This is a genomic window from Roseovarius sp. THAF27, from assembly GCF_009363655.1.
In the GTDB taxonomy this organism is placed as follows: domain Bacteria; phylum Pseudomonadota; class Alphaproteobacteria; order Rhodobacterales; family Rhodobacteraceae; genus Roseovarius.
Window position 1 is genome coordinate 929,099 of record NZ_CP045393.1, and the last position, 11,796, is coordinate 940,894.

The following is an 11,796-nucleotide window of genomic DNA, read 5'->3' on the forward strand; positions in this document are numbered from 1 at the left end:
CATTTCATGACCGGGCTTGCTAAGCCAGACTTGGAAATAGGGGTAAAGCAGGCATTAACAATGAAAGGCGCGAATGGCGGGTTTGGGCCGTTCACAACACCCCCAAAATGGGCGGGAAGGCGACATTCGCTGCACCTGGAACTAACGTCTGCTTCCCGGCGCTGCAGATGTAGAAGGGTTTTAGGTTTCTCCGCACATGATCGCCAGCCGGATCGAAAAAGTTGGTCCGCGCAGCGACGTGCACGAACGAATGTAGACCACCGAGGGCAGCTTGCGTAGCGTGTGTTTCAGTGAAGGCCCTGAGCCCCATCTTTGAGAGGCTCTTCCTAAGGCCAAGTCATCATGCGATTCGGAGAGCCCTCTCTCCTGCAACTTCTCGTTTGATCTCCTCGATTAGCGTATCGATCGCCGGATTGCGTAGTTTCCGTGCACGGCGCGCGACATAAGTGACGTCAGGCGGCTCTACAAAGCAGTCCTTCAGGATTTCCATGTCCGGGGTTACGTGCCGCTCATTCAAGATGGCAACACCAAGACCGCTCCGCACACCGGAGACGATGCCGGCGGCACTGGCGCATTCCAGTGTGGTCGCAAATACTGTCCCGTCCTCCTGAGCAACGTCCATCGCCCACCGGCGGTAGAAGCAATTCTCATCGAATGAGAGAAACGGAACGGTGGTGTCTGAGCTGAGGTCGAAATCCGGTGACTTCACCCAGAAGAGGCGTTCCCGAAACAGTTCGATGTCATGTGCTCGGACCTCGTGCGTGAAGATCTGCATGATGGAAAAGTCGATCTCACCGGCCGCAAGAAGATCTTGTAGAACGAGGCTTTGAAGCACCCGCGTCCGCACAGAGACGCCGGGATGCAGACGCGAAAACCGGCCAAGGATGTGACTGAGGTCCGAACAAGTAGTGTCCTCGGTGAGGCCGAGACTGATTTGTCCTCGCACCGATGTCTTCGAGAGCGAGCGCAAAGCCTCGTCATGAATGGCAAGGATGCGTCGCGCGTAGCCCAAGAGGTCGCGCCCCGTATCCGTAAAAAGGGGCGCGCCGGGGCGCCTGCTGAGAAGGTCGCAATCAAGGCTGGTCTCGAGCCTTTTGATCTTATGGCTCACAGCTGATTGCGACAGTCCAAGGTGCGCCGCGGCGCGGGTCACCCCCCCGTGGTCCTCGATCGCGCTCAGGGCACGGAGCGCATCGATGTCCAGCCGTTGGACTAATTTGTCTGACATGAATGACATCGATGGCTACCTAACTTTCAGCGATCTGCTTCATGTTACCGTCTGGCTGTTCGGCCGGCAAGCTCGACGTCAGCCCCATCGGACCAAGCCGATCATCGCCGAAGAAGCGTAGAACACTTGCAGCAACAGGAAGGTCCAGCGTCCGTCGATGACCGCCCATGCAGCGAAGAGACCCGACGAGATCAGCAACAAAGTGAATCCCAGGGTCTCGGCTCCGACGTTCGATGCGATCAGCAAGGCATAGGCCATGGCCAGCACTGAGCCTGTGATCTCGAATAGCGTGGTTAGCCTGCGCCGGTCTCGCCTGTTAGTCGGCCTCTGCGAGATGTCGGTCATGGCTCAACCCTTCCTCTTGAGGAATTCAACCAGCAAGCCGGAGATCTTCTCGGGCTGGTCTTCCATCGCGAAATGGCCGCACTCTTCCAACACGTGCAGTTCTGAGTCTGGGATGGCCTCGTGTAGCTTTTGCGCCCAGGCGACCACCTGCCAGGCGTCATCCGCCCCCCAGATCAGCTGAACCGGGATATTGCCGAGTTCAGCGAGTCGGGGAGTCAGTTCGCCAGTATGCCTCGGGTCGTAATGCCGGACCTGATGGTGAAACAGGCTGCCTTGTCCGATCGGGTTGGAGATGAACTCCAGAAATGTCTCGAGCGATGTCTCGGAAAAGCGTTCCTTGTGCTGCACAGTCGACAACAACCAGTCCCGAAAATGCGCCCTGTGGTCGGCATCGGAGGCCTTGATCAACGCATCCAGACCGGCTTGCATCTGCTGATGCGTGCGTTTCGAGGGCCAGCTGTCGAAGCTGACCACATCGATCAGGCTAAGTGAGCGAACACGCCGTTGCGAGAAGATCGAAAACCGCTGGGCGACCGCGCCCCCGATGTCGTGGGCAACGATGTGGGCGTCATCCAGTCCCCAATGATCAAGCAGCCGATCCAAAATGGGAACCTGCCCCGTGACCGAGGTGTCGATTTCCGGGTCCCATGGGCGTTCCGAAAGGCCGTAGCCCAAGAGGTCGTAGACATGCACCTTGTGGCCAGCGGCGACCAGTGCCGGCAGGATATTCCGCCAGATATATGAAGAGGATGGGGTGCCGTGGATCAGCACGACCGGAGACCCTGCGCCGTGGATGCCATGCGCGATGCGGGTGTCATTGATGAGGACATGATCGTTGACGAGGTGGACCATGAAGAACGCTCCTGAACAAGTTGGCTCAAGAGGAGATACAACATATCATTGAATGCGCCTAATGAATGTTATTGCCGACCTGATCGAAAAAATTCATGGACCTTACACTTAGCGAAACGCAACGCCGCAGTGCGAACATACAGTGCAGCGTTCCGAATGCCATCTGCAGAAGCCCGTTGACGGCATTCAGCGCGGCCGTGCCAGCCCAGCGGGGTCCCCCGCCAGGCTGGCACCAATGTCGTATCAATCGAGTTGAGCGATCAGCAACTCGGCCACCTTGTCGGAGGACATCGGGTTCTGCCCGCTGATGAGGCGACCGTCCTGAACCGCCTTCGGTTCCATGTCAGGGCCCGGTTGGAAGTCCGCGCCAAGCTCGCGCAGACGAGTTTCGAGGAGGAAAGGGACGACGGCCTCGAGGCCGGTGCCCTTCTCTTCGCTGTCGGTGAATGCCGAGACCTTGCGCCCCTTCACGAGCGGTTCGCCATTGACCTCGACACCGACGAAGGCCGCCGGACCATGGCACACCGAGGCGAGCACCTTGCCTTTCTCCCAGGCGGCCGACAGGAATTGCGCGACCTCGTCGGAAGAGGCGAGGTCCCAGACAGCACCGTGGCCGCCGGGGATGAAGACTGCATCGAAATCGCCCGACCGCTGGTCGGAAAGCGATGCGGGCGCCTCGAGCAGCGCCATGGCGGCCGCGTCCTTCTTGAAACGGGCATCGGCGCCGTCGCCCTGCGGCTCCGAGTTCGGGTCCACGGGGATGGGTGCGCCGCCCAGCGTTGCGACGGTGATGTCGTGACCAGCATCCTTCAGCGCAAAATAGGGGGCGGCCAGTTCCTCGAGCCAGACGCCGGTCTTGTTGCCCGTCTCGCCGAGTTCGGCATGGGCGGTGGAGAGAATGAGGATCTTTGACATGTTTGTGTCTCCTTGTGTTCAGTGCTGAATGTCAGTCCCAATCGGGCGCGAGTGCGTCCGGCGAGACGATGCGCCCATCCGGGCGTGTGAGGGCGTCAATGCGCGCGATCTCTTCGGCCGTGAGGTTGATCTCGGCGGCGGCAAGGTTGCCGGCAAGGCGTGACGACTTTGCGGTTTTGGGAACAGCGACGCCGAGCGGTTTCGCGAGTAGCCAAGCCACCGAGATGGCCGCCGGTGTGGTGCCGTGCGCGGTTGCGATCTCTTTCAATGTCTTGTCTTCCATCACCGCCCCCTGGGCGAGCGGCGAATAGGCTTCGAACGGGATTTTGCGCGTGCCCATGTGCGCGAGCAGCCTGGACTGGTCCAGGAACGGGTGAAGCTCAATCTGGTTAGCGGCCAGCGGCGCTTCAAGGGTGGTCTCGCTCTCTTTCAGTTGCGCGATCGTGAAGTTCGACACGCCGCCAAAGCGAACCTTGCCCTCGGCGATGAGGGCGTCGAGCACGGGCAGAGTCTCCGACAGCGGCACCGTGCGCGCGGGCCAGTGAAGCAGGAGCAGGTCGATGTAATCCGTGCCGAGCGCGGCCAGCGAGCGCTCTGTGGCGGCGCGGAAATCACCGGCGGCGAAATGCTCGGGCAGGATCTTGGTGGTCACGAAGACCTGGTCACGGGGCACGTCCGCGGCGCGGATCCCGGCGCCTACCTCTTCTTCGTTGCCATAGGCCTGCGCGGTGTCGATATGCCGGTAGCCCTCGGCAAGCGCGGCGGCGACGATGTCGCGTGTCTCGCCTTCGGGCATCTTGAACGTGCCGAGACCAAGGTTCGGGATGGCGGCGGGGCCGACGGGTTTGATCGTCATTGTAGGGTGTCCTTTTCGATTTGGGTGGTCGGAACGGCGGTCAGGGCGGGATCGTTCCACGCCTCAAGGCACGTAATGTGCAGAACCTGTTTCATGAGGGTGCTCCTTTCATTTGCGATTTTTGGTACCGGACGCGGTCACTCGGCGGCGACCGGGTGGCTGCGCCTGGCCAGGCCGCCGGACAGCCGGACCAGCGCAATGCCGACGAGGACGACTACGGCGCCGATGAAGGGCGTCGCGGCAAGGCCGATCCCATCGACCACGAGGCCACCGGCCCAGGCCCCCACGGCGATGCCGAGGTTGAACGCACCGATATTGAGGCCCGAGGCCACGTCGACCGCGCCTGGGGCGACCTCCCGCGCGATGGCGACGGTGTAGCTCTGCAGCGGCGGCACGTTGGCGAAGGCAAAGCCACCCCAGACCGCCACGACGGCGATCGCTGCGACCGGCGAGGAGAGCGCCACACCAAGTGCTGCGAGAGACGCGGCGAGCCCCGCGAAGATGAGCGTCAGTGCCGGAACCGGGCCGGTCCGGTCGGCCAGCTTGCCGCCAAGGATGTTGCCCGCCGCCACGGAAGCCCCGTAGAGAAGGATCACGAGGCTAACCGCTCCGGCCGACAGGCGCGACACATCCGTCAGCATCGGCGCAAGATAGGTGAAGGCGATGAAGTTGCCGCCATAGCCCACCGCCGTGATCAGGTAGACAAGCAGCAGTCGCGGCGAGGTCAGAACCTGCATCTGCGCCTTAAGCGACGGGGGCGCACCGCGGCGCAGATTGTTGGGCACCAGCACGGCGCTCGCGATCAGGCCGATCAGGCCGAGGGCGACAACCCCGAGGAAGGTCGACTGCCACCCGAAGGTCTGGCCGATCCAGGTGCCGAAGGGCACCCCGGTGACAAGCGCGACCGTCAGGCCGAGAAAGACCGTGGCGATGGCCGAACTCTCCTTCTCGCGCTCCACCAGATCGGTCGCGATGGTCGAGGCAATGGCAAAGAAGACACCGTGGGCAAGCCCGGTGATGAAACGCGCCGCGATCAGGCTGCCATAGCCCGGGGCGACCGCGGCAAAGGCATTGCCGGCGATGAACAGGGTCAGCAGCGCAAGCAGAAGCGTCTTGCGCGGCAGCTTGCCGGCCAGTGCGGTCAGGACCGGGGCGCCGATTGTGACGCCAAGCGCGTAGAGGCTGACAAGCAGCCCGGCAGAGGGCAGCGAGACGCCGAGGTCTGCGGCGATGGTGGGGATGAGGCCGACGATAACGAACTCGGTCGTCCCGACGGCAAAGGCGCTGATGGTGAGCGCCCAGAGGGCAAGTGGCATGGGTCTGATCTCCGGATTGGGAATTTTGTCTCGACCGGAGAGATGGCAGGCCGTAGCCTTTGCGGGAATAGAAGATGGCGGAAAGGGTCATTGCGCCAAATGCACGAATTACCTCAGACCCGGGACCTCGTGGCCTTTGTCGCGATCGTCGAGGATAACGGCTTTGCCGAGGCGTCCCGGCGCTTGGGGGTCGCGCCCTCGACCCTCAGCCGGACGGTGAGTCGGCTGGAACAGCAGCTGGGCGTGACGCTTCTGCGCCGCACGACGCGGATGATCGAAATGACGCCCGAGGGGCGCGATTTCCTGGACACTGCGCGCGACATCCTCGCCCGGGCCGAGGCGCTTGCGGAGCTGGGCACCAGCGGGCGCACCCCGCGCGGGCCGTTGCGTGTCAACGCACCGGTGCCCTTTTTGCTGCACGCCATCGCGCCACGCTTGCCCGAGTTCCGCGCCCGCTATCCCGAGATCCGCTTGCGGTTCGACATGACCGACGATGTGATCGACCTGATCGGCGCCCATGCCGATGTCGCCATCCGGTTCGGGCCGCTGGAAGACAGTGACCTGCTGAAGCGGCCTTTGGGTCGAACTCCGTGGAAGCTTGTCGCGGCTCCGCACTATCTCGACGCGCAGGGATGGCCAGAGATGCCGGGTGATCTCGCGCGACTGGCGCAGGTGCGGTTCTCGGCGCCTGCCCATATCAACCTGCTGGAGTTCCGCGGCATGGACCGCCCCGTCGAGGTTCCCGCCGCTGTAGAGGCCTCGAACGGGGAAGCGGTCCGGCGGCTTGTGGTCGCCGGCTGCGGTATCGCACGATTCTCCGACTTCATGGTCGCCGAGGATCTGAAAGCGGGCCGGCTGGTCGAGCTTTTCCCCGGCGAGGTCACGGCCGAGCCGCTGGAGATGACCGCACTCTATCTCACGCGCGCATCGGGCTTGCGGCGGCTGGCCGTCTTTCTGGACTGGCTGAAAGAAATCGTGACGTAGCGCTGCGCGCGAGGGTCTCAGGGGCGCATGTCGGAACGACTGAACCTGACAAGCCCCGTTCATGTGCCGTGCGGGACAGCTACCCGAGCGCGGCCCGCAGCGCCTGCGCCAGGCGCTTGGCGGCCTCGATCGCGGCGTCGCCGCGCAAAGGCCAGGCCTGGGTCAGGCCCTCGATGATCACGAGCAGTTCGGTCTCGGCCACACCAAGACCGGTCGCCTCGGCCGCGCAGGACGCGACCTCGGCTTTGTGGCGTTCCAGAAGGGCGCGCAGGGGCAGGCTGTTCGGGTCGGCAGCCACGGCGGCATGAAACAGGCAGCCATGCGAGGTCTCGGTCGCCATCCAGGTGCCGACGCGGGCCAGAATGGCCTCCGTCGCTTCGTCCGGGCTCTCAGGCAGCCTGTCGAAGACATGCGAGAGGTAGCGCTGATGCCGGTTTTCCAGCGCCGCCAGCACCATGTCGGCCCGCGAGGGCGTGTACTTGTAGAGCGTGCGCAGGCTGACGCCGGCAGCGTCGCGCAAATCCTCGACCGAGGGCTCGGCAAAACCGCGGGCGGCAAAGGCCTGTTCCAGACCGGCAGATATCCTGCGCATCATCTCCGTCATGCTTGACGATGTAAAGCGATCCCTCTACCTACGCAAGTAGAGCGATCATTCTACACTGGAGCCTGCCAAGATGACCCTGCCCGCAATCATGAACGCCGTCCTGCTCACCGGGCATGGCGGTCTCGACAAGCTGGAATGGCGCGAGGATGTGCCAGTGCCGCAGCCCGGTGCCGGAGAGGTGCTGATCCGCACCGGCGCCTCCTCGGTGAACAATACCGACGTGAACACCCGCACCGGCTGGTATTCCAAGTCCGTGCGGGGCGACACGAACTCGGCCGCCACGGAAGGATATGGTGGCGCATCGGATGCCGACGGCGCATGGTCCGGAGCGCTGAGCTTTCCGCGCATCCAGGGCGCCGATTGCTGCGGCCGGATCGTTGCGGTCGGTGCGGGCGTGGAGGCTGCACGCATCGGCGAACGCGTGCTGGTTCGGCCGATGCATCGTCCCGATGGCGCAGAGCCCGATGCACTGGTGACCTTCGGCTCCGAACGCGACGGGGCCTTCGCGGAATACACCACGGTCGAGTCCCATCACGCCTTGAAGATCGACAGCCCGCTGTCGGATATCGAGCTTGCCGCCTTCCCCTGCGCCTTCTCGACCGCCGAAGGCATGATCCAGCGCGCGGATCTGGGCGCCGAACGCGTCCTGATCACGGGGGCCTCGGGCGGTGTCGGTTCGGCAGCGGTGCAGCTGGCCAAACGACGCGGCGCGCATGTCACCGCGCTCACCAGGCCGGCCAAGATGGAGGCGCTGCAGGCGCTTGGCGCTGATGTCACGCTGGACCGAACCGCACCCCTGCGTGAGGACGCCTTTGACGTGGTGCTGGACCTCGTCGGCGGGCCGCGCTGGCCCGCATTGCTGGACGCGCTGGTGCCGAAAGGCCGCTACGTGACCTCGGGCGCCATCGCCGGCCCGATCGTCGAGCTCGACCTGCGGACGCTATACCTGAAGGACCTGACGCTGCTCGGCAGCACCCGGCAGGACCCGCAGGTCTTCACCGACCTGGTGAGCTATATCGAGGCCGGCGAGATCCGCCCCGTCCTGGCCGAGCGTCACCCGCTTCGCGAGTTGCGCGCCGCACAGGAGGCCTTCCTCGATAAGTCCCACCTCGGCAAGATCGGGATCGAGATCTCCGGATGACGGCTGTCCCGGCCTGCCGCTTGCGAACTCGGGCCACACCCGTGTTCGTGGAGGGGCCTTGGGCGACGGCGCAGTTCTCTCCGACGGTGAGGGCAGCCACGGCACGTATGGCCGTCCGCCAGACCGGGGTAACCCGCGCTCTCGCGCCTCAAACGCGGCTCTCGTGACCCGCGCAGGGAGCGCTCTGGGCCTTTGTGTTATCCAGCGGACCTGTCTACGAATGACAGCCGTAGAGACAGGAAAGGCAACACCATGATCCCGACCGAGTTGGCCGCCTCGATGCGTGAATGGCGCCGCCACTTGCATCGACACCCGGAGTTCGGCTTCGAGGAACAGGAGACTGCCCGGTTCGTCGTCGAGCGTCTGCGCGCCTTCGGCATCGACGAGATTGAAACCGGCATCGGCGGAACCGGCATCATCGCGACGCTGCGCAAGGGCAATGGCGGACGCACGCTCGCCTTGCGGGCGGACATGGACTGTCTGCGGATGCAGGAGACGACGAACCTGCCATATGCCTCGTCCAAGCCGGGGCTGATGCATGCCTGCGGCCATGATGGCCACACCACGATCTTGCTGGGAACGGCCGCGGCCCTGGCCAGCGAGGGCGGGTTCGACGGGACGGTGCGTTTGGTCTTCCAGCCCGCCGAGGAATTGGGTCAGGGCATGAAGGCAATGATCCGGGACGGGCTGGGATCCCGGCTGGCTTTCGACGAGATCTATGGCCTGCACAATAAGCCGGGTCTGCCAGTGGGGTCGTTCGAGACGCGACCGGGCGCTTTCATGGGAGCCGAGGACGGGTTCAGCATCGTCGTGCGCGGACGCGGCGGACACGCCTCACGCCCTCACGATTGCCGCGACGCGATCGTCTGCGCCTGCGCGATCGTCGGCGCATTGCAGACGATCGTCTCGCGCACAATCGACCCCGCGAACCTCGCCGTGGTCTCGGTCACGGGCATCGAGGGCGACAACATCAAGAACGCCATCGCGAGCGAGGCGCGCATCGAGGGCGACTGCCGCCACTTCAGTGACGATGTGAGCCATCAGGTCGAGGCAGCCCTGCGCCAGGTCGCCCAAGGCGTGGCCGCCGCGCATGGCTGCGAGGTCGAGATCCAGTACGAGCGCGTGTTCGTGCCACTGGTCAATGATCCCGCCGCCACCGATCACGGCTTGAACGCCGCCGCGACCGTGTTCGGCGCCGAGCACGTGGACGGCGAGGCGCCGCGCATGGGCGCGTCCGAGGATTTCGCACAGGCCCTCAGGATCGCACCGGGCGCGTTCTTCAACATCGGAAACGGAGACAGCGCCCCACTCCACAGCCCCGAATTCGATTTTAACGACGCGGCGCTCGTCCCGGGCGTCGAATGGTTCCTGGAACTGGTACGAAACCGGCTGCCGGTCGAGCAAGACGGAGCATAGTTACCGACCAGCGCCTTTCCCTCCCGCCAGTAGCCGAAAGCGCATCACAGGTGACATTGTTTTACGAGATGCCTTCATCGCGTGTTGGTTGGATTCAGATCTTGAGAAAAAGGCCAATATAGCCTCTGCAATTTGCATGCAGAGGTCATATGAAACAGAAATCCTTCGAAAACCTGCTGAAACGACTGCATGGTCTCACGCCCGATCAGACGGAAGCTCTAATACGGTCAGTGCAGGACATGACTGCGCAGAATGCCGCCCTTGGGGTCATCGACCAAAAGGCAAGAGACGCCAGTTGCCCCCATTGCAGCGCCGCAGACAAACAGAAATGGGGGCGCACACGAACCGGAACACAGCGGTATCGTTGTTCCCAATGCCGCAAGACCTACAACGGGAGAACAGACAGTTCGATCGCCCGTATTCAAAGGCTCGATCTATTCTACCGGGTTGTCCAGGACATGTTTGCCTCACCAATCCCGGGCTCCGTGCGCCAACTGGCCAAAGAGTTAAGCATCAGTAATGACACTGTCTGGCGTTGGCGGCAGATCATCCAGCGCTCTCTGTCTCAGAGCATCGAACCTCTCAGTGGAATTGTAGAGTTGGACGAGACCTTTGTCCGTGAGAGCCGTAAAGGCAGCCGGGAATGGGTACTCCATCAGCGAGACCCGGCTCAATACCCCAAGCCGCCGCGCCTGCGTTGGTATGAATACAAGCTGACCGGAACGTTGATGAAACGCGGCCTCAGCAAGTGGAGGCTGCCAGTGCTGACGGCCATGGACCGGTCCGGGAACCGCTTTGCAGAGCGTCTTCCGGATCGTCGGGACCGGACGATCTACCAGTGTCTGTCTCCTATTATTCGCCGGGATGCCGCCCTCTGCTCGGACGGTTTGTCGGCCTATGCCAGGTTCGCTCAGGCCTCCGGGATCTCCCACTTTGTGCTGGGCTCCAAACCGGGCGCCCGCAAGATAGGGCAGAGCTTTCACATCCAAAATGTCAATGCACTGCATTCGCGCATGAAAGACTTCCTACGCCCGTTCAAGGGGCCTGCGAAGAAGTATCTGGATGGCTGCGTGGACTGGTATTTTGTGAGGAAACGTATCGAACCCCAACAGGCACTCGATGGCTTTGTGAAAAGGGCAAACGGGCTGCAGGTTTAGCCCATTTTCCCGACTGAGGGGCAAGTTTCGCAGCTTAGAACATCACCGAGATTTCTGAACTGCATGCAGTTGCAGGAGGTCCAAAGCAGCCAATTAACCAGAATGCGGCGAACACAGCTCTGAGCCCAAAGTCACCAACGCTGCGCCGAGTATAAATGTCGGCTCTCGGCGTCGATAGCGCAAAAGTAAGCCCCGTGTTGCATCTTGCTGCTTTTCCAGCAACGGTGTGTCCCAAAATGAAGTGAGTTGACTCATGCCAATCGAAACATGGACCATTTATCTTCTGACCGTCCTGGCTCTTATGAGCACACCGGGGCCAAGCCAACTGCTGATGCTGTCGAATAGCGGAGTTCATGGATTTCAGCGCTCTCTCGCAACCGCTGCGGGTGATCTTTCGGCAAATGCCCTTCAAATGCTGGCTGCAGGTTTGGGGCTTGCCGCGATCATAGCCGCTTCCGCGACGGCCCTCTCCGTCATTAAGTGGGCCGGAGTTGTATACCTGATCTGGCTTGGCATTCGGATGATCCGACGAGCTAAACCAGATGACACATCTCAACAAGCACGCCGAGAGAAATCTTCGCTCAAGGCGCTTTGGATTCAAGGTTTCATCACGTCTGCCGCCAACCCGAAAGCAGTCGTTTTCTTCGCCGCCCTCTTCCCGCAATTCATCGCAGCGGATGCTGCCTTCTGGTCGCAGTTTCTGATCCTTTCTGCGACTTATATTGTCATGGATGGACTGTTTCTCTCCGCATATGGCCTTGGGTCGAGCTGGATTGTCGCGCGGTTCAAAGGGGATGCGCGCGTCTGGGTGGAGCGCATCGGCGGTGGCTTCATGATAGGCGCTGCGGTGCTTCTCGGTCTAAAGTCAATTTCACGGCAATGATATTGACAGCGGGCACTCACACCGCTTCGTGCAACAGCGGGTTTGGCCGCAAGGCCGCCGCTCGTCCTGAGCGCTGCGAAGGTCTCATTCTTGCGCTTT

At 62.5% G+C, this 11,796-nt stretch carries 12 protein-coding genes; 5 read left to right on the forward strand and 7 right to left on the reverse strand.

Features of this window, described 5'->3' with window-relative positions; genetic code table 11:
* Positions 1-340: 340 nt before the first annotated feature.
* The 6 genes from FIU89_RS04715 to FIU89_RS04740 form a co-directional block, all read right to left on the reverse strand.
* Entirely contained in the window at positions 341-1,228 is an 888-nt protein-coding gene (locus tag FIU89_RS04715) for a LysR family transcriptional regulator (protein ID WP_152491523.1), read from the reverse strand.
* Between the two features lie 78 nt (positions 1,229-1,306).
* Positions 1,307-1,573, reverse strand: a complete 267-nt coding sequence (locus tag FIU89_RS04720; protein ID WP_152491524.1) for a hypothetical protein — start codon at positions 1,571-1,573, stop codon at positions 1,307-1,309.
* 3 nt (positions 1,574-1,576) lie between these two features.
* Positions 1,577-2,425: an alpha/beta fold hydrolase gene (locus FIU89_RS04725; protein WP_152491525.1), complete on the reverse strand. Its 849-nt coding sequence runs from the start codon at positions 2,423-2,425 to the stop codon at positions 1,577-1,579.
* Positions 2,426-2,668: 243 nt separating this feature from the next.
* On the reverse strand, positions 2,669-3,340 hold the full coding sequence (locus FIU89_RS04730) for a type 1 glutamine amidotransferase domain-containing protein (RefSeq protein WP_152477343.1): 672 nt from the start codon (positions 3,338-3,340) through the stop codon (positions 2,669-2,671).
* A 31-nt stretch (positions 3,341-3,371) separates the two neighbouring features.
* On the reverse strand, positions 3,372-4,196 hold the full coding sequence (locus tag FIU89_RS04735; RefSeq protein WP_152491526.1) for an aldo/keto reductase: 825 nt from the start codon (positions 4,194-4,196) through the stop codon (positions 3,372-3,374).
* A gap of 137 nt (positions 4,197-4,333) precedes the next feature.
* Positions 4,334-5,512, reverse strand: a complete 1,179-nt coding sequence (locus FIU89_RS04740) for an MFS transporter (protein WP_152491527.1) — start codon at positions 5,510-5,512, stop codon at positions 4,334-4,336.
* 99 nt (positions 5,513-5,611) lie between these two features.
* Here FIU89_RS04740 and FIU89_RS04745 point away from each other — a divergent pair, with 99 nt between their 5' ends.
* Complete coding sequence (locus tag FIU89_RS04745; protein WP_152491528.1) at positions 5,612-6,496, forward strand: LysR family transcriptional regulator; 885 nt, start codon at positions 5,612-5,614, stop codon at positions 6,494-6,496.
* 79 nt (positions 6,497-6,575) lie between these two features.
* On the opposite strand, the gene FIU89_RS04750 is transcribed toward FIU89_RS04745, so the two are convergent.
* Entirely contained in the window at positions 6,576-7,100 is a 525-nt protein-coding gene (locus FIU89_RS04750) for a TetR/AcrR family transcriptional regulator (protein WP_152491529.1), read from the reverse strand.
* Positions 7,101-7,170: 70 nt separating this feature from the next.
* Here FIU89_RS04750 and FIU89_RS04755 point away from each other — a divergent pair, with 70 nt between their 5' ends.
* From FIU89_RS04755 to FIU89_RS04770, 4 genes are all read left to right on the forward strand, one after another.
* The gene (locus FIU89_RS04755; RefSeq protein ID WP_152491530.1) at positions 7,171-8,241 is read left to right on the forward strand and encodes an alcohol dehydrogenase family protein; all 1,071 of its coding nucleotides are present in this window, start codon (positions 7,171-7,173) and stop codon (positions 8,239-8,241) included.
* Positions 8,242-8,493: 252 nt separating this feature from the next.
* A complete protein-coding gene (locus tag FIU89_RS04760) occupies positions 8,494-9,657 on the forward strand; it encodes an amidohydrolase (RefSeq protein ID WP_152491531.1) in 1,164 nt (387 codons plus the stop codon).
* A 149-nt stretch (positions 9,658-9,806) separates the two neighbouring features.
* On the forward strand, positions 9,807-10,814 hold the full coding sequence (locus tag FIU89_RS04765) for an IS1595 family transposase (RefSeq protein ID WP_152491532.1): 1,008 nt from the start codon (positions 9,807-9,809) through the stop codon (positions 10,812-10,814).
* 253 nt (positions 10,815-11,067) lie between these two features.
* Positions 11,068-11,697, forward strand: coding sequence for a LysE family translocator (locus FIU89_RS04770; protein ID WP_152491533.1), 630 nt, complete (start codon positions 11,068-11,070; stop codon positions 11,695-11,697).
* The last annotated feature ends 99 nt before the right edge of the window (positions 11,698-11,796 follow it).